18 protein-coding genes and 2 pseudogenes are annotated in these 21259 nt (G+C 60.3%); 9 read left to right on the top strand and 11 right to left on the bottom strand.

The features are described from left to right. Window positions 1–192 precede the first annotated feature (192 nt). The gene (locus ACA073_RS10445; protein ID WP_497403196.1) at window positions 193–801 is read right to left on the bottom strand and encodes a lytic transglycosylase domain-containing protein; all 609 of its coding nucleotides are present in this window, start codon (window positions 799–801) and stop codon (window positions 193–195) included. 193 nt (window positions 802–994) lie between these two features. Here ACA073_RS10445 and gspG point away from each other — a divergent pair, with 193 nt between their 5' ends. The 3 genes from gspG to ACA073_RS10430 all read left to right on the top strand — a co-directional run bounded on the left by gspG (window position 995) and on the right by ACA073_RS10430 (window position 3366). Next, window positions 995–1444 (top strand): type II secretion system major pseudopilin GspG, encoded by a 450-nt coding sequence (gene gspG / locus ACA073_RS10440; protein ID WP_497403194.1) that lies wholly within the window; start codon window positions 995–997, stop codon window positions 1442–1444. 12 nt (window positions 1445–1456) lie between these two features. Beyond that, complete coding sequence (locus tag ACA073_RS10435) at window positions 1457–2644, top strand: type II secretion system F family protein (RefSeq protein ID WP_497403193.1); 1188 nt, start codon at window positions 1457–1459, stop codon at window positions 2642–2644. A 146-nt stretch (window positions 2645–2790) separates the two neighbouring features. Further along, window positions 2791–3366, top strand: a complete 576-nt coding sequence (locus ACA073_RS10430; protein WP_497403192.1) for a hypothetical protein — start codon at window positions 2791–2793, stop codon at window positions 3364–3366. 269 nt (window positions 3367–3635) lie between these two features. Here ACA073_RS10430 and ACA073_RS10425 read toward each other — a convergent pair whose 3' ends face one another. The 6 genes from ACA073_RS10425 to ACA073_RS10400 all read right to left on the bottom strand — a co-directional run bounded on the left by ACA073_RS10425 (window position 3636) and on the right by ACA073_RS10400 (window position 10171). Continuing rightward, a complete protein-coding gene (locus tag ACA073_RS10425; protein WP_497403191.1) occupies window positions 3636–4532 on the bottom strand; it encodes a LysR family transcriptional regulator in 897 nt (298 codons plus the stop codon). Between the two features lie 343 nt (window positions 4533–4875). Next, complete coding sequence (gene ycaC, locus ACA073_RS10420; protein WP_497403189.1) at window positions 4876–5502, bottom strand: isochorismate family cysteine hydrolase YcaC; 627 nt, start codon at window positions 5500–5502, stop codon at window positions 4876–4878. Window positions 5503–5573: 71 nt separating this feature from the next. Continuing rightward, the gene (locus ACA073_RS10415) at window positions 5574–7412 is read right to left on the bottom strand and encodes an amidohydrolase (RefSeq protein ID WP_497403188.1); all 1839 of its coding nucleotides are present in this window, start codon (window positions 7410–7412) and stop codon (window positions 5574–5576) included. Next, window positions 7409–7999: an antibiotic biosynthesis monooxygenase gene (locus ACA073_RS10410; protein ID WP_497403187.1), complete on the bottom strand. Its 591-nt coding sequence runs from the start codon at window positions 7997–7999 to the stop codon at window positions 7409–7411. Before ACA073_RS10410 ends, ACA073_RS10415 begins: the two co-directional genes overlap by 4 nt. Next, on the bottom strand, window positions 7992–8408 hold the full coding sequence (locus ACA073_RS10405; protein WP_497403186.1) for a DoxX family protein: 417 nt from the start codon (window positions 8406–8408) through the stop codon (window positions 7992–7994). Before ACA073_RS10405 ends, ACA073_RS10410 begins: the two co-directional genes overlap by 8 nt. A gap of 842 nt (window positions 8409–9250) precedes the next feature. After that, entirely contained in the window at window positions 9251–10171 is a 921-nt protein-coding gene (locus ACA073_RS10400) for a LysR substrate-binding domain-containing protein (protein WP_497403184.1), read from the bottom strand. 184 nt (window positions 10172–10355) lie between these two features. On the opposite strand from ACA073_RS10400, the gene ACA073_RS10395 reads away from it, so the two are divergent. Then, window positions 10356–10793 (top strand): helix-turn-helix domain-containing protein, encoded by a 438-nt coding sequence (locus ACA073_RS10395; RefSeq protein WP_497403183.1) that lies wholly within the window; start codon window positions 10356–10358, stop codon window positions 10791–10793. A 171-nt stretch (window positions 10794–10964) separates the two neighbouring features. Here ACA073_RS10395 and ACA073_RS10390 read toward each other — a convergent pair whose 3' ends face one another. Beyond that, window positions 10965–11789: an alpha/beta fold hydrolase gene (locus tag ACA073_RS10390; RefSeq protein WP_497403182.1), complete on the bottom strand. Its 825-nt coding sequence runs from the start codon at window positions 11787–11789 to the stop codon at window positions 10965–10967. Between the two features lie 31 nt (window positions 11790–11820). Further along, window positions 11821–12395, bottom strand: a pseudogene (locus ACA073_RS10385) (flavodoxin family protein). Between the two features lie 559 nt (window positions 12396–12954). Between ACA073_RS10385 and ACA073_RS10380 the strand changes: the two are divergent. The 3 genes from ACA073_RS10380 (at window position 12955) to ACA073_RS10370 (ending at window position 17001) form a co-directional block, all read left to right on the top strand. Further along, a complete protein-coding gene (locus tag ACA073_RS10380) occupies window positions 12955–15759 on the top strand; it encodes an ATP-binding protein (protein WP_497403181.1) in 2805 nt (934 codons plus the stop codon). Between the two features lie 106 nt (window positions 15760–15865). Next, entirely contained in the window at window positions 15866–16168 is a 303-nt protein-coding gene (locus ACA073_RS10375; RefSeq protein WP_497397533.1) for a transposase, read from the top strand. Then, window positions 16165–17001, top strand: a complete 837-nt coding sequence (locus ACA073_RS10370) for an IS3 family transposase (protein ID WP_497397024.1) — start codon at window positions 16165–16167, stop codon at window positions 16999–17001. The genes ACA073_RS10375 and ACA073_RS10370 overlap by 4 nt, the downstream gene beginning before the upstream one ends. Before the next feature lie 128 nt (window positions 17002–17129). Here ACA073_RS10370 and ACA073_RS10365 read toward each other — a convergent pair whose 3' ends face one another. Next, window positions 17130–18575: an ATP-binding protein gene (locus ACA073_RS10365; protein ID WP_497403180.1), complete on the bottom strand. Its 1446-nt coding sequence runs from the start codon at window positions 18573–18575 to the stop codon at window positions 17130–17132. Window positions 18576–18752: 177 nt separating this feature from the next. Beyond that, window positions 18753–19703: a GlxA family transcriptional regulator gene (locus ACA073_RS10360; protein WP_497403178.1), complete on the bottom strand. Its 951-nt coding sequence runs from the start codon at window positions 19701–19703 to the stop codon at window positions 18753–18755. 324 nt (window positions 19704–20027) lie between these two features. On the opposite strand from ACA073_RS10360, the gene ACA073_RS10355 reads away from it, so the two are divergent. Beyond that, a complete protein-coding gene (locus ACA073_RS10355; RefSeq protein WP_497403176.1) occupies window positions 20028–20750 on the top strand; it encodes a pirin family protein in 723 nt (240 codons plus the stop codon). Window positions 20751–20848: 98 nt separating this feature from the next. Then, window positions 20849–21089: pseudogene (locus ACA073_RS10350) on the top strand (NAD(P)H-quinone oxidoreductase); the annotation flags it as partial. Window positions 21090–21259: the final 170 nt, after the last annotated feature.

Here is a 21259-nt window from a genome sequence, read left to right as displayed (position 1 = left end):
ATGTAAATGACTTGATAAGTCGGGGGATATTCCCCGCCCATTTCCCCGGTTTCCGGGCAATCGCAAAAGATCAAAAGATCGCAGCCTTCGGCAGCTCCTACATTTGTTCGGCGTACCCTGTAGGAGCTGCCGAAGGCTGCGATCTTTTGACCTTTCCCCACATGTGGGGGAGGTTTCCCCCACGGTCGCCAATCACAGCGGCGCATCCACGGCCAGGCCCTGCAAGCGGCGGTATTGGCGCAGCACGCTCGGTACATACCGCTGGGTTTCGGCGAACGGCGGAATCACACCGCCACGGCTGAGCACCGCTTGCGGCCCGGCGTTGTAGGCCGCCACGGCGAGGGCGATGTCGTTGTCGAACAGGGTCATCAGGCGCTTGAGGTATTTGGCCCCGCCCTGGATGTTGGCCTTGGGGTCATAGACGTTGGTCACGCCCATCTCCCGGGCGGTGTCGGGCATCAGTTGCATCAGCCCCCCCGCCCCTTTGGCCGACAGTGCGCGGGCGTCGTAGGCGGACTCGGCCCGGATCACCGCATGCAGCAGCGCCGCCGGCAATTCATTGGCCGTGGCAGCCGCCGAGACCAGCTCGGCGTAGGGTTGCCGGGCAATCATCTGCGGCTGTTGATCGCGGCTGACCAGCGACGATTCGGGCTCATGAATCACCCGTTCATAGGTGCGACCGGGACGGTGGACATTGGACAAAACGTAGCGGCCATTGATGTCCACGGAAACGAACACATCGGCCTGAGCGACGCCTGCCAGCAGCACACAGCCGAGCAGTCCTGTGGTGAGTGTTTTCATTTTTGTCTCCCCTGACCGGCCCCGAAAAATGGGGGTAATGCCCCAATGGCCGGTAGTGAATCAGCCATACGCAAGCACTGTGCCGGATGCGCATAGGCCCGTAATTCAGGGGTTGCAGAAGGATGCCCGACGGTGAGCATGGCAATTGCATGAGTCGCTGTGGCGACCCTTCTGCCGACTGTGTGAGGTCATCATGTATCAGCGTCTGTGTAGTGCCCCGCGTAACTGTTCACCGCGAACCCAGCGCGGGTTCACCCTGCTCGAACTGTTGGTGGTGCTGGTGGTGCTCGGGTTGTTGGCCGGCATTGTCGCGCCGAAGTACTTCGCCCAACTGGGCCGCTCCGAAGTGAAAGTGGCCAAGGCGCAAATCGAAGGCCTGGGCAAGGCACTGGATTTGTACCGTCTGGAGGTCGGCCATTACCCGTCGACCGAACAGGGGTTGCAGGCGCTGGTCACCGCACCCAGCGACGAGACCCGCTGGACCGGCCCGTACCTGCAGAAAAAACTGCCGCAGGATCCGTGGGGCCGTAATTACACCTACCGCTACCCCGGCGAAAACGGCGAATACGATCTGCTGTCCATGGGCAAGGACGGCCAGCCCGGCGGCGAAGGCGAAAACGCCGAAGTCACCAGTTGGCAATGACGGGAGGCGACCATGCGCTTTCATCTCAAGGCGGTCGGCAAGGCCGGCGTGGTCGCGATGACCGTCGAGGCCCAAGGAGACAGCGAAGCCCGGCGCATCGTCGAAGACCAGGGACTGCGAGTGGTCAGCCTGCACGCCGAGCGGCATTGGCGGATGTTGCGATGGCAAAAGCGCGAGACGTTCAACCTGGTGTTGTTCAGCCAGGAACTGACCACCCTGCTCAATGCCGGCCTGCCGTTGATCGATGCGCTGGAAAGCCTGGCGGAAAAAGAAAACGCGCCACAGGCCCGCAAAACCTTGAGTGAACTGGTGCGCCTGCTCTACGAGGGCAAATCGTTCTCCCAGGCGTTGGCCCAGTTGTCGGCGGTGTTCCCGCCGCTCTACGTTGCGTTGGTACAGTCCAGCGAGAAGACCGGCGCGGTGGGCGATGCCCTGGGCCGTTATGTCAGCTATCGCCAGCGCATGGACGAGGTTCGACAGAAGATCGTCAGCGCTTCGATCTACCCCATGCTGTTGCTGGTGGTGGGCGGTGGCGTGGTGTTGTTTTTGATGGGCTACGTGGTGCCGCGCTTCAGCCTGGTGTTCGAAGGGCTGGGCAACAACCTGCCGTGGCTGTCGCAAATCCTGATGAGCAGCGGAATGTTCCTGCATGCCCATCAGGGCGAATTCTTCGGCGCCTTGGCGGCGATTGTCGTCGCCTTCGCCTTCCTGCAACGCCAACCGGCCTTTCGCCGGGGCGTGAACCGGGTGATCGAAAAACTCCCGGCGGTCCATCAACGCATCTTCATGTATGAACTGACGCGCTTCTATCGCTCATTGGGAATTCTGCTGCAGGGCGGTATCCCCCTCGTCACTGCCATGGGCATGGTCCGCGGCCTGCTCACCGTCGCTTCCCGCGTACGCCTGGACCAGGCCTGCGAACGGGTGCGCGAAGGACAATCGCTGTCGACCGCGCTGGAGCTCAATCACCTCGTCACCCCGGTGTCCCTGCGCTTGCTGCGTGCGGGCGAACAGTCCGGCAACCTCGGGCAGATGATGGAACGCAGCGCCGATTTCTACGACGAAGAAATCAGCCGCTGGATCGAATGGTTCGTGCGGCTGTTTGAACCCTTGCTCATGACCTTCATCGGCCTGTTGATCGGGGTCATCGTGATCCTGATGTACATCCCGATATTCGAACTGGCCTCGAGCATTCACTGACCTCTGAAACAGGGTCGGGTTGTACCTTTCATCGTTCATCGACGTTGCAACTGAATAAATCAGTACTTTGCGGTGTTCACCCACTGAATCAGGCAGCACGTTGCATTCATCAACGTTCCAATCTGAATAAGAAGACGGAGAACGATATGCACATGAAAAAACTTTTGCTGGCAGTGGCTATTGGCGCAGTTCTTTCGGCGTCCACCGTACTCGTGCCGGACAGCGTGTCCGGTGTATCAAGCGCTCAGGCCAAGGATGGTGGGAGTGGTGGCGGCGGTGGTGGTAGCGGTGGCGGAGGTGGCGGAGGCAGTGGCGGTCATGGCGGTAATGGTGGTGGTCACGGTGGCAGCGGCAGCGGTCATGGCGGCGATGGTGGTGGTCACGGTGGCAGCGGCAGCGGTCATGGCGGCGATGGCAATGGTCATGGCGGCAATGGCAGCGGTCACAGTGGCAACGACCATGGCTCAGGGCATTCCGGGCATTCGGCCAACTCCGGGCGAAACGGCAACCACGCCGAACCGGGTGATGATCACGGGGTTCATCATGCCGGCGAAATCGGCCATAACCGCGGCGTTCATCGCGCCGGTGAAATCGGTGATGACCACGGCGTTCATCGCGCCGGTGAAATTGGCGACGATCATGGCGTGCATGTCGGCGGTGAACCGGGTGACGACCACGGCGTGCATGTCGGCGGTGAACCGGGCGATGACAAAAGGTCCTGACCACCGCTGATCTCAGGAACCCCATTATTACCTGTGGGAGCGGGCTTGCTCGCGAAGGCGGAGTGTCAGGCGACACTTACATCGACTGACACTCCGCCTTCGCGAGCAAGCCCGCTCCCACAGGGGGACCGCGTGAAACCTAGAGTCCGCCCTCAGTCTGATCCAGCCGCTCCCGCAAAAACTCGATCAACGAGTGTCAGTCGATGAAAGTGTTGCCTGACACTCCGCCTGCGCGAGCAAGCCCGCTCCCACAGGTGACCGCGTGAAACCTAGAGAACACCCTCGGTCTGATCCAGCCGCTCCCGCAAAAACTCGATCAACGCCTGCACCGGCCGCGAACTCTGGCGATGCTGCGGATACACCGCCGACAACGTCAGCGGCTCCGGCCGAAACTCATCCAGCACCGACACCAGCCGTCCATCCTTCAACGCCGCCCCGACAATGAACGTCGGTAGATACGTAATCCCCATCCCGGCCACCGCCGCATCCTTGAGCAACTCCCCGTTGTTGACTCGCATCCGCCCGGTGACGTTGACCATCAGCGGCTTGCCCTGCCCTTCGAAACGCCATTGCACCTGACGCCCGTGGCCGTACGGCAGGCAGTCATGCGCGTGCAAGTCTTCAGGTTTGAGCGGTGTACCACGCTCGGCCAGGTAAGCCGGGCTGGCGCAATACACCCGCTGGATGGAAGCGATGCGTCGGGCGATCAGCGTCGAGTCTTCCAGGATGCCGATGCGCAACGCCAGGTCGTAACCCTCGCTGAGTAAATCCACCGGGCGATCGCTCAAGTCCACTTCCACCGTGACATCGCGATAGCGCTGCAAGAACACCGGCAGCAGGCATCCCAGATGCGCCAGCGCAAACGACAACGGCGCACTCACGCGAAGGGTGCCGCGCGGCTCGGTGGTCTGGCCAGCGATGCCCTGCTCCACTTGCTCGACTTCACTGAGCAGGCGCAACGCGGACTCGTAATAACTCTGGCCCAGCGGCGTGACGTCCAGCCGCCGCGTGGAGCGGTTAAGTAGCCGCACGCCGAGGCGCTCTTCAAGTTGCATCAAACGCCGGCTGACGAACTGTTTCGACAGTCCCAATTGATCGGCTGCAGCAGTGAAGCTGCCGGAGTCCATGACCTGGCAAAAAATACGCATGTCTTCGAACGGATTCATTGTCACGCCTTGATTGACAGTTAAACGCCTTATAGCTGCTTTTTCCCCTTTCGGCAGACTTTTCTGATTTGAGTCCAAACCCTTCGCCACGCAGAGATGCGTGGCGAAACTGCTTTTTTGTGGGGAGCAGAAAAAAATGCCCGCACAGTGGCTAATGCCGATCAGTTAAGCGAAAACTGACTCTTGTAGGAGCGAGCTTGCTCGCGATGGACTTCAGGACGACGCGTGCATTCAGAGAATACGCGTTATCGTTGGAGGCCATCGCGAGCAAGCTCGCTCCTACAAATGCTCTTAACTGACAGGCATTACGCACATTGGCGGGCATTTATATCGGCGGCCAGGCTTACTTCGAAGTCAGCACCGAGTAGCTGTTCATCAGATTGCGGTAGTTCGGAATGCGCGGCGACAGCAGGTTCGCCAGGCCTTCCATGTCGTTGCGCCAGTCGCCCTGCAGCTCGCACGCCACCGAGAACCAGTTGACCAGTTGAGCACCGGCCGCCGCCATGCGCGCCCAGGCGGCTTGCTGCACGGTTTCGTTGAAGGTGCCCGAAGCGTCGGTCACCACAAACACCTCAAAACCTTCGGCCAATGCGGACAGCGTCGGGAACGTCACGCAGACATCCGTCACCACACCGGCGATGATCAGTTGCTTGCGGCCAGTGGCTTTAACAGCCTTGACGAAATCTTCGTTGTCCCAGGCATTGATCTGGCCTGGACGCGGAATGTACGGCGCGTCCGGGAACTGCTCTTTCAGCTCTGGAACCATCGGGCCGTTCGGGCCATTTTCGAAGCTGGTGGTGAGGATGGTCGGCAGTTTGAAGAACTTGGCCACGTCACCCAACGCCAGCACGTTGTTCTTGAATTCGTTCGGCGAGAAATCCTGAACCAGCGAAATCAGACCGGTCTGGTGGTCGACCAACAGGACAACGGCGTCATCCTTGTTCAGGCGTTTGTACGGAAGGTTGCTCATGTGAAACTCCTTGATGGATGGGTATTACATAAGGCGCCGACACACGGGGCCGGCGCTTTTTTTTGTGATCTTCAGAACGCGAAGCACGAGCAGCCAAAGGCGCCCCAGAAGCCGGCGAAATCGCTGACCGGTGCATTCGACAAGCGCGCCCGATCGTGGCTGTGGGCATGCACGCCGCACGGCCCGCTGCAATGGTGAACCTGCGCCTGTATCGGCGACGTCGGACGCCAGTGCCCCGGCACCTTCACCACCGGCGACCAGTCCGGCAGCACCGGCACACTGGCCGGCCCGAGTTTTTCGAAATCACCGGCGGCGTACACCACCTTGCCGCCGAGCACGGTCAACACCGATTCAATCCACTTGATCGCTTCTTCGTCGACGCTGAAAAAGTCCGCGCTCAAGGCCGCGACGTCAGCCAGTTGGCCGACCTTGATCATGCCTTTCTTGCCCTGCTCGGAAGAGAACCAGGCGCTACCGTGGGTGAACAGTTCCAGCGCGGTTTGACGGGACAAACCCTCGGCATGCAGCTCCAGGCCACCGACGGTGCGGCCGCTGACCATCCAGTACAACGAGGTCCATGGGTTGTAGCTGGACACCCGCGTGGCGTCGGTGCCGGCACCGACCGGTACACCTTCGGCGAGCATGCGCTTGATCGGCGGCGTCGCTTCGGCAGCCTTGGCGCCGTAACGCTCGACAAAATACTCGCCCTGAAACGCCATGCGATCCTGAATCGCAATGCCGCCGCCCAGCGCCCTCACCCGCTCGATGTTCTGCGGAGTGATGGTTTCGGCGTGGTCAAAAAACCACGGCAACCCGTTGAACGGAATGTCGCGGTTAACCTTTTCGAACACGTCGAGCATGCGGCTGATGGATTCGTTGTACGTAGCGTGCAAACGGAACGGCCAGCGCTGCTCGACGAGGTGGCGGACCACCGGTTCCAACTCGTCTTCCATGGTTTGCGGCAGGTCCGGACGCGGCTCGAGAAAGTCCTCGAAATCCGCTGCCGAAAACACCAGCATTTCCCCGGCGCCGTTGTGCCTCAGGAAGTCATCGCCCTGATGCAGGGTGACGCTGCTGGTCCAGTTCTTGAAGTCGGCCAGCTCTTCCTTTGGCTTCTGGGTGAACAGGTTATAGGCGATACGGATGGTCAGCTGCTGGTCCTTGGCCAACTGCTCGATCACCTGATAATCGTCCGGATAATTCTGGAAACCACCGCCGGCGTCGATGGCACTGGTGAGGCCGAGACGGTTGAGTTCGCGCATGAATTGACGGGTCGAGTTGACCTGATATTCCAGCGGCAACTTCGGCCCTTTGGCCAGCGTCGAGTACAAAATCATCGCGTTCGGCCGCGCGACCAGCATGCCGGTCGGCTCACCGTTGGCATCGCGCACAATCTCGCCACCCGGCGGGTTCGGTGTGTTGCGGGTGTAACCGGCCACGCGCAACGCGGCGCGGTTGAGCAAGGCGCGGTCGTACAAGTGCAGGACAAACACCGGGGTATCCGGCGCGGCCTGGTTGAGCTCTTCCAGGGTCGGCATGCGCTTCTCGGCGAACTGGAATTCGTTCCAGCCACCGACCACGCGCACCCATTGGGGCGTCGGCGTGCGATCGGCCTGATCCTTGAGCATGCGCAGGGCATCGGCCAGCGACGGCACACCTTCCCAGCGCAGTTCAAGGTTGTAGTTCAAACCGCCACGGATCAGGTGCAAGTGCGAGTCATTGAGGCCGGGGATGACGCAGTGGCCCTTGAGGTCGATGACCTGGGTGCCGGAACCGCGCAGGGCCATGGCTTCGGCGTCAGTACCGACCGCGACGAAACGACCGTCGCTGATCGCAACGGCACTGGCGCGCGGGTTTTCACGGTCAACGGTATGAAACTGCCCATTGAATAAAATCAGATCGGCGTTCATCGCGTTTCCTCGGGCTGAGTGGAAGAGGACAGCCAAGGCGCGAACAAACGCGTCGCCATCGGCATGAACAGGTACACCACCGAGACGACGATGGTCAGCGTGATCAGGAACGTGGCGACCACGTAATTGGACAGAAACGCGTTGAGCTGCAGCAGCGGGCCCCAGATCAGCGGCACCAGCAAGGTGTGCGGCAGAATCACCAACAACGTCACCACCGCCTGCTTCCAGCGCGGCGGCGGTGAACTGGTTTCAGCCTGAGGGGCGAACCAGAATTCATTGACCGGATTGACCTCGGTCTGGTCACCGTCCGCCAGCATCGGCGTGGCTTCGTTGACCAGTTGCAGCCGCTGCGACGAATCAAGCCAGCGCTGCATCGCTTCAGCGGAACAAAAGCGCAGCACGCAGGTGTACAGGTCGAGCCCGGCGTTTTTGCCACGAATCACGTCGACGCCCAAGTGCCCTTCCTGCTGCCCGGCAATGCTGACAATGTTGCGCAACCAGGCCTCATAGGGCACCTCAAAACCGGCCTTGACCCGGTGCTTGATGACCAGAGTCACGACTTCCTCGAAACGATTGGATTCAGGCATAACGCAAAGCTCCGGCGAATCGGACATTGAACGCCAGCCGTCCCGGCCCGGCGATAAGAATGCTGGTGAACAGAATCAACAGCAGCCAGCCGAACTGCCCTTCATCGAGGCCCCATTGCGGATGCACAACCAGCAACGCGACCCACAGCAAACACAGAACCGGCAGGCACGCCAGACGCACCAACACCCCGACGATGATCAGCAACGGACACAACACCTCGGCAAAAATCGCCAGCATCAGCGTGACGTTCGCGCCCACGTGAAAAGGGTCTTCGATGACTTGTAGCTGAGCGCTGTAGTTAAGCAACTTCGGCAGACCGTGCACCCACAGCAGAAACAAACCGCCGCTGACCCGCAAAAAAAACAGCCCAAAGTCCTCAGCCCGTTCACTCCATCGCGAAGCGTTCATGGGATACCTGCACAAATGGAAAACCACCGGCGTCAATGCACCGGAACCTCGTTTGATAGTGCCGGTGAGGCGGAGGGAAAAATTGAATGTACGTGCTCTTTTTGTGGGTGAGCCCGGATCTGCAAACCGGCGGGGGGCCCTGTGAAGTGGGGTTGCTCACGAAAGCGGTGGGTCAGGCGTTATCAATGCTGAATGTCATACCGCCTTCGCGAGCAGGCTCGCTCCCACAGGGGCCGAGGACATCAGCAAAAATCTGGTCGGCTATCAGGCCGCCATCGCAGGCAAGCCAGCTCCCACAGGGGCCGAGGGCATCAGCGAAAATCTGGTCGGCTGTCAGGCCGCCTTCGCCAGCAAGCCGGCTCCTACAAAAACAGGCTGGCGTACACCCGCTTTTCACCACTCATCAGGCCGAGCGTTAGCTCGCCTTGCGCTTTTGATCTTGCTCTTGATCCACCCGCCCCTTCGGGAGGCTGAGTGGAGGTGTTCATCCGGGGAGTGGCGCGCAGCGCCGTTCGACGCAGTCGAACACGCTGCATGTAGGTCGTCGCGAAGCAGACCGGAGGGCAGTGTCCCCGGATGAATACCGGAGCGAAGGAACGCCGAGCCTTAGCGAGGGGCCGGACGCTCGGGGCGAGCCTTTTTTTGCTTACTTTTTTTTGGCGTTTGAAAAAAAAGTGAGTCGCCGTAAGGGCGAAACCCTAAGTGGCCGTTACCGCAGGAATGGATATGTACCCCGTCAACAAAAGACAGGTCGGCTGTCAGGCCGCCTTCGCGAGCAAGCCCGCTCCCACAATTGGACGGTGTACACCTGAGAGAGCCTGGTCGGCCCGAAGGCCGCCACGTCACGACGAAACAGGCAAAGGCCTAGACATGAACTCACTGATCCGCGACCGCAACCACCGCTCCGCCGGATCATTGTCATGCACCCCGCTCCAGGCCATCGACAACTGCGCCGCTTCAATCGGAAACGGCGGATCTTCGGCGCGCAAGGCACAGCCTTCAACCAACGCACACGCCGCATAATCCGGCACCGTGGCAATCATCTCGGTCCCGGCCAGCAACGCCCGCAACCCACTGAACTGCGGAACCCCCAACACCACCCGCCGACACCGTCCGATCTTCGCCAGATCCAGATCGATATTGCCGCTCAAGTCGCCGGAGAACGACACCATCGCATGCGACCGCTCACAGTATTCATCCAGCGTCAGTGCTTCCGGACGCTTGTCACCACGCAGCACCTTACAGGGGATGTCCCGCAACTTCTTGCACTTGGCATTCGCCGGCAAATCCGTGGTGTAGCTCACCCCCACAGAAATTTCTCCCGAGGCCAACAACGCCGGCATCAGCAGATAATTGGCGCGACGTACCACAACGACGATTCCCGGCGCCTCTTCTTGCAGTTGCCGCAGCAAAGGCGGAAACAACCCAAACTCGGCATCGTCCGACAGGCCGATACGAAACACATCGGAGCTTGTAGTCGGATCGAATTCCTTAGCTCGGCTGACCGCTCCGGAAATGACATCCATCGCCGGCTGCAACTCCTTGAGAATGGCCAGCGCCCGCCCGGTCGGCTCCATGCCGCGACCGTTGCGCAACAGCAGAGGATCATCGAACAGGTCTCGTAAACGACCGAGCGCAGCACTCACCGCCGGTTGACCCATGAACAGCTTTTCGGCGACGCGGGTCAGGTTCTTTTCGAACATCAACGCCTCGAAAATTACCAACAGGTTCATGTCGACGCGGCGCAGATCGTTACGGTTCATAGGCGCGGTTTCCTTGAGTGTGTGCAGCGGACTTTACTCGATCAGCGGGATTTCGGCCGCTCGTTTGTATGTACTGAGTCAGCACGGTTGTTCCTCACTGCGCACAGACGAAATTAACAACGTTTAACTCGCCTGCCATAGCACCCGCGCCCAAGAATGAAGCTCACCGACATGGACATTTGTCATGGCTCATTCTCAGCAAAACGTCGCCTGCGCGACCGTCACTGAAACGCCAAAGAAAAGCACGGGCGGCCTGACCCCGTGGCGCGAAAGCCTGGCCAAGCAACTGATCCTCGAGCGTCTGGGTGAAACCATAGAAGTGACCGAACTGGCCCGCGCCTGCGCGCTCTCGCGCAGCCATTTCTCCCGCGCGTTCAAGTGCAGCACCGGCCTCTCGCCACAGGACTGGATTCGCCACCAACGCATCGCCCGCGCCAAACGACTGATCCAGAACACTGACCTGACGCTGACGCAAATCAGCCTCGAATGCGGCTTCTGTGATCAGGCGCATTTCTGCCACATCTTCACCCGCAGCGAAGGCATCAATCCGTTTGCCTGGCGTTGCCACGTCGTGCGTGCCCTCCCCCAACGCCCCGCCCGCACCGCTCAACTACCCGCGTAATAACGCTCGGCTCACTGTAGGAGCGAGCTCGCTCGCGAAAAAGCCAAAGACACCATGGGCTATCAGGAACCAAGCGTTATCGTTGACGTTTTTCGCGAGCAAGCTCGCTCTTACAGTGAGACGTTCGGGGCCGTAGGAACCGGCGCGGATCGGCGTCCGCGCCAGACAACATCAACCCTTGAGAAACGCCAGCAGGTCAGCGTTAAGCTGATCCTTGTGGGTGTCAGTCAAGCCATGAGGCGCGCCGGGGTAGACCTTCAGCGTCGAACCTTTCACCAGTTTTGCCGAAGCAATGCCAGCGGCCTCGATTGGCACCACCTGGTCCGCATCGCCATGCACCACCAGGGTCGGCACGTCGAACTTCTTCAGGTCTTCGGTAAAGTCGGTTTCGGAGAACGCCTTGATGCAGTCATAAGCGTTCTTGTGGCCGGAGGTCATGCCCTGCATCCAGAACCAGTCGATCATGCCTTGTGACGGTTTGGCGTCCGGCTTGTTGAAGCCGAAGAACGGACCGCTGGCGAGGTCGATATAGAGTTGCGAGCGATCGGCCAGGGAGGCCTGACGAATGCCGTCAAACACCTCAATCGGCAATCCGCCGGGGTTGGCTTCGGTCTTGAGCATCAACGGCGGCACCGAGGAAATCAGCCCGGCCTTGGCCACGCGCCCGGTGCCGTGTCGACCGATGTAACGCGCCACTTCGCCACCGCCGGTGGAGAAGCCGAACAGCACGGCGTCTTTCAGGTCCAGCAACTCAATCAGTTGCGCCAGGTCATCGGCGTAAGTGTCCATGTCATTACCGGTCCACGGCTGGCTGGAACGGCCGTGGCCACGGCGGTCGTGGGCGATGACCCGATAGCCTTTGGAGGCGAGGAAGATCATCTGCGATTCCCAACTGTCTGCATTCAATGGCCAGCCGTGGCTGAAGACGATGGGCTGACCGGAGCCCCAGTCCTTGTAGTAAATCTCGGTGCCGTCTCGGGTCGTGAACGTACTCATGCGATGTCTCCTTAGTGAGGGTTGGGGTGATTCAAACCGGTACGTGGCTCATGCGCTCAGCCAGCCGCGCCACGCGCTCGCCCAGGTGCGCGGCGGTGCAACGGTCTTCGGCGGGCGGTGCGAGTTCGGGGGATTGTTCGACATTCGATTGCGCCATGGCGCCCAGCGAGCTGCCCAGACGATTCAGTTGGCCATCGAACACGCCGGTGCCGGAGCGCGCCGGCAGCAGGTCGAGGCCGACCCAGATCATCGAATGCTGCGCGGCAAACACTGCCATCTGCAGCAAGGTGTTGAGTTTGTCGCCGCACAGGCAACCGGAATTGGTGAAGCCCGCCGCGAGCTTGTCGCGCCAGGGCTGGGCCAGGTAGAACGCCGCCGTCGCTTCCATGAATCCCTTGAAGCGTGCAGAGGCGCTACCCATTAGGTTGGCGCGCCGAAGATGATTGCGTCGGCGTTGTGCAAATGGTCCCAGTGCTGGTCCACATCCTCGACCGAAATCAGCTGGCAGGTGCTGCCCAGGTGCCGTTCCACACCTTGGGCCACGGCTTCGGCCATGACCCGGGTGTGTCCGTAGCCACTGTGATAGACCACCACCACGTTGCTCATTCCGGCGTCCTCATGACGAATAAATCCCTTGGCAACGATGCCCCTGTGGGAGCTAAAGCTGTTCACTCAAGCGCGCTCTTGGGTCGTGCATACCTTTGTGGCGAGCGAGCTTGCTCCTGAGTGTTACGCACTCAAGCGGGAGCAAGTTCCCTCGCCACAGGTTCTCTGATTCAAGACCCTCTTAAGTGAACTGCATTGCCCTGTGGGAGCGGGCTTGCTCGCGAAAGCGGTGGTACATTCAACATCAATGCAAGCTGACACACCGCCTTCGCGAGCAAGCCCGCTCCCACAGGGGGGACAGTTGCATGAAGCGCAGTTTTGGGCGTAGACCTGACGCAGGACGAGTTAAACGTTGTTAATTTTCCCTGGCGCGCCAAAAGCCCCGGCGACACCTTTTCGAGTGCCCCGCCCAATAAATACGGAACTCAGGAACAGAGACGGGAAACTGCCAGGCCAGACGAACACCCGGAAGCCACTGCATAGCGCATTGCACTGATCAACAAACCTGACGACTATGCTCGAAACCGCATACCAGACGGTTGCAAGCAGGAGTGACCCGTTGACCCTTTCCCCCGCACAGGCCATCCATTTCGGCCCCTACCGGATCTATCCCGGCCAACGTCTGGTGATGGAGACCGACCAGCCCTTGCGCCTGGGGCGGCGTGCCATGGACATTCTGTTGATCCTTCTGGAACAGGCCGGGAATGTGGTCAGCAAACAGGAACTGATCGCCAGGGTCTGGCCCAAAAGCGTCGTCGAAGACATCAACCTGCGGGTGCACATCGCGGCATTGCGCAAGGCGCTGGGCGATGGTCAGGCCGGCCAGCGTTACATCGTCACCGTGGCTCAGCGCGGCTACAGCTTTGTCGCGCCGTATTCGCTGGAGCACATCGAGCAACCCGCGGCGAGCCAGGCGCCCGCGCCGAGCGGCCACAACCTGCCAATGCGTCGAACCCGCCTGATCGGGCGTCAGTCCCTGGTCGACAGCCTGGTAATCCAGCTGTCACGCCAGCGTTTCATCACCTTGATCGGCCCCGGCGGGATCGGCAAGACCACCGTGGCCCTGCACGTCGCCGAACAGCTGATCGGGTGTTACCGGGACGGCATTCGCCTGCTGGATCTGGCACCGATCAACGACCCGGCGATGATCACCGCGCATCTGGCGACCTTGCTCGAACTGTCCTTGCACGATGCCGAACCGATGAGCGTCCTCGCTGCATTTTTACGCGACCGGAAAATGTTACTGGTGATCGACAACTGCGAACATCTGATCGACGCCATCGCCCTGCTGAGCGAAAGCCTCCTGCGCGCCGCGCCCGAGGTGCACATTCTGGCCACCAGCCGCGAAAGCCTGCGGGCCGAAGGTGAATTTGTTCAACGGCTTGAGTCACTGGACTGCCCCCCGCCCATCGCCGTGCTCGATCGCGCTCAGGCCCTGACCTTTTCAGCCCTGCAGTTGTTTGTCGAGCGGGCGATGGCCAGCCACGACAGTTTCGAACTGACCGATGACGAACTGCCGCTGGCGATTGAAATCTGCCGACGCCTGGACGGTATTCCACTGGCGATCGAACTGGCGGCCGCGCAAGTCAGCAGCCTCGGATTGAGCGGACTGCTGACGCAACTGCAGGGCAGCTTTCGCCTGCTCACCCAAGGCTGTCAGACCACACTGGGCCGGCATCAAACCCTGCGTGCGACGCTGGACTGGAGTTTCGAACTACTCAGCGCTTGTGAGCAAATCTGTCTGCGTCGACTGGGTGTGTTCAAGAGCGGTTTCACACTGGAATCGGCAGCAGCGGTGATCGTCGGTGAACACATCGAACCCCGTGAGGTGTTTGGTTCGATCACGCAACTGGTGGCCAAGTCGCTGTTGAACGTGGAGGTCGGTGATGAAGAGGTGTTTTACCGTCTGCTCGACACGACCCGCAGCTATGCGCTGGAAAAACTCGACCAGGCCGACGACCTGCCGGACACCCGCAAACGTCACGCCGAACGCTGCCTGGCCTTGATGCAACAGGCCCGGCATGAATGGGAGGCGATCCAGACAAGCACGTGGATCGAGCGTTATGCCCGCAGTCTGGAAGACATTCGTTCCGCTCTCGACTGGGGTTTGAACGCGCAAGGGCCGCAAGCATTGGCGATCCGCCTCGCCGCGACTTCGGCGCCGTTGTGGCAGGAATTGTCGCTGCTCAGGGAGCACGGCGTGTACGTGCGCAAGGCGCTGGTCCTGCTGGACGCCGCGCCCGAGCCTTGCCCTCGGCTGAAAATGGCCCTCAAGCTGGCCCTCGGCAGCTCGTGCTATCACACCCAGGGCGGCACGGCGGAGACCGTTGAAGCCTTTGTCAGTGCCAGAACCCTGGCCAGGCAGTGCAACGATCTGAGCGGTCAATTGCGAGCGGTGTCCGGGCACCTGGCGGTCAACCTCAGTTGCGCGCACTATCAAACGGCCCTGGAACAGAGCCGACAATTCGACCGGCTGGGGCTGAACGGCGATGCGGTGTTGTCTCTCAGCGCCCACCGCTTGCGAGTGCTGGCGCTGCACTTTGACGGTGACCAGCAACAGGCACGGGTTGGTGCCGAGCAGGTCCTGCAGCGTATGTCCCAGAGTGGGTACCTCAATCGCTTCAGCCACGGTTTTGGCGTGCACTACGATCAGAGCGTCGCCGCCCTCACGGTTCTGGCGCGCATCCTCTGGCTGCAGGGCCAACCGGAACAGGCATGGCGCGCCGCCCGACAGGCACTGGACATTGCGCTCCAGATCAACCACGGCACCTCCATTTGCTACACCCTGGCGCTGGCCGGTTGCCTGATCGCTCATTACAACGGCGATACCCGCACGGCTCGCGAACTCCTGCGCCTGTTGCTGGAGCAGGCGCAGAAACACTCGGTGCTGCTGTTCTACACTTGGGGCCGGCACTATGCGCAGGTGATCGACCGCGCCGAAGCACACTTGCCTCTTCAGCCAGGCGTGGGGCTGATCAAGGACATCATGGTCACGCTGGACCCCGGTTTCGTCGATGACGCCTTGTTGCAACGAGCGGACACCGGCACGGCCGGCTGGAGCACGGCAGAAATCCTGCGAGCCAGGGCTGATGCGCTGCTGGCTGAAGATTGCCCGTTAAGAACCGAAGCAGCCGAAGCCGTGCTGATTCGGGCCTTGAACGTGGCAAAACATCAGGGCGCCCTTGCCTGGGAATTGCGAAGCGCCACTTCGCTGGCACAGCTTTGGCAGCGACAGGGCCGACACCGGCAAGCGCACACATTGCTGGCGCCGATCTACAACCGGTTCACCGAAGGTTTTGCCACGCCGGACCTGAGGAAAGTCCGCCGGCTACTCGACGAGTTGCAGCGCAACCTGCCCAGTTGAAACCAGCGCGTCCGCTCTCCTTGTAGGAGCGAGCTTGAACTGGCCTAATGATTTTGGACACTTCAATCGGGCGCTATGATGGCGCCCAAATCTGAGGTGTTTGGATATGCGTAAATCTTATTCCAGTGAGTTCAAGCTCAAGGCTGCCAGCATGGTGCTGGACGAGGGCCGGTCAGTTCCAGAAGTCTGTACCAGTCTGGATATTGGCCCTACCGCCTTGCGCCGTTGGGTCGATCAGGTTCGCAAGGAGCGCTTGGGTTCTCCCCCTGAGGGGGCCAAGGCGATTACCGCCGATCAGCGAGAGATTCAGCAGCTCAAAGCGTTGCTCAGGCAAAAAGACCTGGACATTGAAATCCTAAAAAAGGCCAGTGCTCTCCTGCTTTTGGACTCCAAAGATCATTCTCGTTGATCAATGAGCTGGACGAGCAGTACGGCGTTAACAATTGCTGTCGGGCGTTTGGAGTCAACCGCAGCAGCTTTTACGCCTGGCGTCAGCGCCAAGGCAAGGTGAAGCCTGAGCGGGAGAAACTTAAAGCCGTGCTGGTCGAGCATCACAAGGAATCCAGAGCGTCCGCAGGGTCTCGCACCCTTTCCAGGGAGCTGCAAGCCAAGGGGCATCGTGTCGGGCGACATATGGCTCGCAGCTTGATGCGCGAAGCCGGTGTCGCCAGTCATCAGCGCAGGCGACATAAGTACAAATCTTCCGGCGTGGAAGCGCTGGTGGCGCCACATGTGCTCAAGCGCAAGTTTGATGTCACGGCGATCAACCAGGTGTGGTGTGGCGATGTGACGTACATCAAGGTCGGCAAGCGCTGGATGTATTTTGCGGCGGTGCTGGATCTGTTCGCTCGCCGGATCGTGGGTTGGTCGTTTTCAATGATTTCCGATGCCACGCTGACCTGCGAAGCATTGCGAATGGCAGTCGAGTTGCGAGGCCGTCCCAAAGAAGTGCTGTTTCACTCTGATCAAGGCTGCCAATACACCAGCCATAAATTCAGGAATGAGATGCGCAAGCATGGACTCCTGCAAAGCATGAGTCGCAAAGGTGAGTGCTGGGACAACGCCCCGATGGAGCGTTTCTTTGGGAGCCTGAAATCAGAGTGGGTGCCAGAAGACGGCTACCGTTCAGAGCATGAAGCCCGCGTGGATGTGCAGCGTTATGTGATGCGTTACAACAACGTCAGACTCCATAGCTACAACGACTACCGGTCGCCGGTAGCTATGGAGAAACTGGCGGCGTGAAAACCTTAACTGGTGTCCAAAATTACTTGACCAGTTCAGCTTGCTCGCGATGGTCGTTAACGATGACGCGTGTCCTCTGGATAAACGCGTCGCCCTTAAGTCCATCGCGAGCAAGCTCGCTCCTACAATTAGCGCGTCTGGCTGATGTAGCGGGCGTAGCGCATTTCAAAGGCCCGCAACTCACCGCTGTGTTCAAGTTTTTCCAGAGCATAGGTGCGCGTGGTGTTGAGGAAGCGGTATCGGCTCAGGCCGCCACTCTGCTCCAGCGACAGCAACGATTTGAGCGCCAGGCTTTCCACCACTTCGATCAGACGGCCGGGTAGCAGCGCCGCGCAACCGAGCACGCCAACCGCCGAGTCCAGCGTAAAGGCCTTCTTGAACACCGCCAGACGCTGCAACACGGTTTGCTCCAGCGGGCTCAGTTGTTCATAGCTCCAGTCCAGCGCCGCTTTGAGGGTTTGATGCCGGGGCACGGCGGTGCGCCGGCCCTGGGTCAGCAGTTGAAAACAGTTGCCGAGCTGGGCTTGCAAGCCCACCAGCGCCAACGCGTCGATTTGCGCGGCCGCCAGCTCAATGGCCAGCGGTAATCCATCGAGCCGGCGACAGATTTCGCCCACGACCTTGAGGTCCTGTTGGCGCAGGACAAACCCTTGCTGACGGGTGCGCACGCGACTGACGAACAGCTGCACCGCCGAATAGCCCATGGCCTCGGCCACACTGTGCACGGCCGACGCCGGCGGCACTGCCAATGGCGGCAATCGCTTGACCGATTCCCCCAGCGCGTTGAGCGGCTCTCGACTGGTGACCAGGATCGACAGCCGCGGTGCGCATTTCAGCAGGTCCTCGACCAAAGTGCGGCAGCATTCGTGCAGGTGCTCGCAATTGTCCAGCACCAGCAAGGCATGGCGATGTTTCACCGTATCGAGTGTCGTCCCGACCTCCAGTTCAAGCGCCCGGGTCAACTGATCGACCACCAGTGCGGGATCATCGGTTGCCGCGAGATCCACCAGCCAGACGCCATCCTGATAGTGCTGCAAAAGCAGTTCGGCCACACGCAGCGCCACGGTGGTCTTGCCGATGCCACCGGGACCGACCAGGGTCATGAAGCGTCGAACCGGCAATTGCCGGACCAGGCTGCCGACGATCGAGTCGCGGCCAGTCACCGGTGTCAGCCGCGCGGGCAGGTTGTGTTGAAGTTTCTGAAACGTCTCGATCGACGCCAGAGGACACGCAGGTACTCGCTGCACCGCCGCGATAAAGCTGTAGCCACGTTGCGGAATGTTGACGATATAGCGCTGCCCGCCCAATCCGTCGCCCAAGGCGCGACGCAGCGCGGCGATGTGCACGCGCAGGTTGATTTCCTCGACCACCGAAGTCGGCCAGACGAGCGCGATCAATTCGTCCTTGCTGACGACGGTGCCTGCGCGCTGGACCAGCACCTGCAAGATATCCAGGGCTCGCCCGCCCATGCGCAGCGGCCGGTCACCGTCCAGGATCAACCGTTGCCGCAGGTGGAGTGCGTAGGGGCCGAATTGCAGCACCGCGTCGCTGTTCAAATCTCTGATGCTGTTCATGCACGTTCACGTGCGCAAACCCGGGGCGGCTCGAAGGACTGCACATCCATCGCGCGCCAGGCTCCCGCACCTCCATTGCCAAGAGTTCAGCGGTATCTTGGCAGGCCTCTGCGACAGTACAACCGCGACGGTGGGAGCGTCACAGCCATCACGGTGCGCAAAACGGACAAGAAGGCTCTAGCTGAACTGTTCCCGGTACTGGGTCGGCGTCAACCCAAGTTTTTCACTGAACAAAAACCGCATGTGCCGCACACTGCCGAAGCCACTTTTGAACGCCACGGTCTTGAGCGGCAGTTCAGTGGTTTCCAGGAGATTTCTGGCGCAGTCGATGCGGGCGCTTTGCAGAAACTCCATCGGGGTCATGTTCACTTCCCGGGCGAACACCCTGGCGAAATGACGGGGGCTCATGGTGGCAAGCCCGGCCATGCGTTCGATGCTGAACGCCTCATCCAAATGCTCAAGCACATGGTTCTGCACTCGGGTCACCGGCGTTTCATGGGGCGCGACGGTGGCCATCAACGGACTGAATTGCGCCTGACCGCCCTGACGTTTCATCACCACCAGCAACACCTTGGCCACGTCCTGAGCGACTTTCTTGCCGTGGTCTTCGGCGACGACTGACAACGCGAGGTCGATGCCGGCCGTGACGCCGCCGGAGGTGATGAGGTTGCGGTCCTGCACGTAAATCTGGTCGGTTTCCACCGTCGCCTTCGGGAAGCCCTTGATCAGCCGTTCGGTGTAATGCCAGTGGGTGGTCACGCGATAACCGTCGAGCAGACCGGCGTGCCCGAGCACAAATGCGCCGGTACAAATCGAGCCATAGCGGCCTGCGCGGCTGACGGCGCGTTGCAGCCAGTCGAGTAACGGCGGGTATTTTTCGCTGTAGGCGCCGGGACCGCCGGGCACCAGCAACAGGTCATACGCTTGATCCGCCTGATCGATGTGCACGTCGGTATGGACGCTGACGCCGTTGGACGCGCGCAATGCCCCGTGTTCGGTGCCGATGGTCGACAGCTCATAACGCTGCGCCGGGGCCAGGTAGCGATTGGCGATGGAAAACACCTCCATGGGCCCGGCCATGTCAAGCAGGAGAAAGTCGGGGAACAGCACCATTGCCACGGTTTTCATGGGTTACACATCACTGAAGTCATAAGAAGGTCGGCCTGCCAAACACGTAACCCCTGTGGGAGCTTGCTCGCGAAGACGGCGTCACATTCAACATTTTTGGTGACTGACACACCGCTTTCGCGAGCAAGCCCGCTCCCACAAGGCGTTACGTGTTCGGCATCCGGACATGCTGTGCATTATCGCCAACTGTGACATTAACAGCCGATCTATATTGTCAACTTGAACAAGACAGTATTTCAATTTCCATCTACTTATTGCGCCCGAGGATAAACATTAACCTTCTCCTCACTCGGACGAATCAACGTCCCCACAGGAGATTTCATCATGCTGACCCTTCGCAAAGCTTCCGATCGCGGCGCGGCCAATCATGGTTGGTTGAAGTCGTTCCATACCTTTTCCTTCGCCAACTACCGCAACCCGAAAGAGCAGGGTTTTTCCGACCTGCTGGTGATCAACGATGACCGCGTCGCCGCCGGCAAAGGCTTTGGCCAACACCCGCACCGCGACATGGAGATTTTCTCCTATGTGCTCGAAGGTGCCCTGGAACACAAGGACACCCTGGGCACCGGTTCGGTGATCCGTCCCGGTGACGTGCAATTGATGAGCGCCGGCAGCGGCGTGGCGCACAGCGAGTACAACCACTCGGCGACCCGTGGTGTGCACTTCCTGCAAATCTGGATTGTGCCGGACGTCAGCGGTGCCAAACCGCGCTATCAGCAAGAGCATTTCAGTACGCAGAAGAAACGCGGCCGCCTGCAACTGATCATCTCCCCCGAGGGGAAAAACGGCTCACTGAAAGTGCGCCAGGATGCACGGGTGTATGCCGGGTTGATCGACGGCAAGGAATCCACCACCCTGGAACTGGCCGCCAATCGCTATGCCTATGTGCATGTGGCTCGCGGCAGTGTCGAACTCAACGGCATGCCATTGCAGGAAGGCGATGGTGTGCGGGTTCGGGATGAGCAGCTGTTGACCTTGAGCAATGGCGTCGATGCCGAAGTGCTGGTGTTCGACCTGCGTCCACAGGAATTGCCGGAAATGCCATAACGCTGATTGGAAAATCAAGAGATCGCAGCCTCGTTTCACTCGACAGCTCCTACAGGAATTGATACGCCTGTAGGAGCTCGCGAGCTTTCAGGCCTTACGCCAAGGACGTCGACCTGATGGCGATCATGGGCAAACGCGCGACGATCACCGGCTCACTGATGCGCTCGCGTACACGCGAAGAAAAAGCCTCGATCGCCGAACAACCGCGCGAGTACGTCTGGCCGGTACTCGCCGCCGGGGGTTGCCTGCCGATGATCGAAAGGTCCCGATGCGGCGCGGGCTCATACGCGAATGGAAGGTGGCGATCACATTGGCAAGATTGTGTTGCGGGTGGATTGATTCGCCACTGCCCCCCTGTGGGCGGGCTTGCTCGGCAAAGCGGAGTGTCAGTCAACATCCATGTTGAATGTGAATACGCTTTCGCGAGCAAGCCCGCTCCCACAAGAGGTTGGTGCACGACTGTCGAATTATTTACCGCCGCCCACACGCTTCTGTTAAAACCCGAACTT

This window comes from Pseudomonas sp. LBUM1670 (assembly GCF_059695695.1).
This window is presented reverse-complemented; position numbering and strand designations above follow the sequence as displayed.

Excerpts from the sequence above, each read along its gene's own strand:
- ACA073_RS10445 (WP_497403196.1), bottom strand. The coding sequence starts at position 801 with ATGAAAACACTCACCACAGGACTGCTCGGCTGTGTGCTGCTGGCAGGC.
- ACA073_RS10355 (WP_497403176.1), top strand. The coding sequence starts at position 20,028 with ATGCTGACCCTTCGCAAAGCTTCCGATCGCGGCGCGGCCAATCATGGT.
- ACA073_RS10365 (WP_497403180.1), bottom strand. The coding sequence starts at position 18,575 with ATGAACAGCATCAGAGATTTGAACAGCGACGCGGTGCTGCAATTCGGC.
- ACA073_RS10390 (WP_497403182.1), bottom strand. The coding sequence starts at position 11,789 with ATGAGTACGTTCACGACCCGAGACGGCACCGAGATTTACTACAAGGAC.
- gspG (WP_497403194.1), top strand. The coding sequence starts at position 995 with ATGTATCAGCGTCTGTGTAGTGCCCCGCGTAACTGTTCACCGCGAACC.
- ACA073_RS10415 (WP_497403188.1), bottom strand. The coding sequence starts at position 7,412 with ATGAACGCCGATCTGATTTTATTCAATGGGCAGTTTCATACCGTTGAC.
- ycaC (WP_497403189.1), bottom strand. The coding sequence starts at position 5,502 with ATGAGCAACCTTCCGTACAAACGCCTGAACAAGGATGACGCCGTTGTC.
- ACA073_RS10425 (WP_497403191.1), bottom strand. The coding sequence starts at position 4,532 with ATGAATCCGTTCGAAGACATGCGTATTTTTTGCCAGGTCATGGACTCC.
- ACA073_RS10360 (WP_497403178.1), bottom strand. The coding sequence starts at position 19,703 with ATGAAAACCGTGGCAATGGTGCTGTTCCCCGACTTTCTCCTGCTTGAC.
- ACA073_RS10410 (WP_497403187.1), bottom strand. The coding sequence starts at position 7,999 with ATGCCTGAATCCAATCGTTTCGAGGAAGTCGTGACTCTGGTCATCAAG.
- ACA073_RS10435 (WP_497403193.1), top strand. The coding sequence starts at position 1,457 with ATGCGCTTTCATCTCAAGGCGGTCGGCAAGGCCGGCGTGGTCGCGATG.
- ACA073_RS10430 (WP_497403192.1), top strand. The coding sequence starts at position 2,791 with ATGCACATGAAAAAACTTTTGCTGGCAGTGGCTATTGGCGCAGTTCTT.
- ACA073_RS10395 (WP_497403183.1), top strand. The coding sequence starts at position 10,356 with ATGGCTCATTCTCAGCAAAACGTCGCCTGCGCGACCGTCACTGAAACG.
- ACA073_RS10400 (WP_497403184.1), bottom strand. The coding sequence starts at position 10,171 with ATGAACCGTAACGATCTGCGCCGCGTCGACATGAACCTGTTGGTAATT.
- ACA073_RS10405 (WP_497403186.1), bottom strand. The coding sequence starts at position 8,408 with ATGAACGCTTCGCGATGGAGTGAACGGGCTGAGGACTTTGGGCTGTTT.
- ACA073_RS10375 (WP_497397533.1), top strand. The coding sequence starts at position 15,866 with ATGCGTAAATCTTATTCCAGTGAGTTCAAGCTCAAGGCTGCCAGCATG.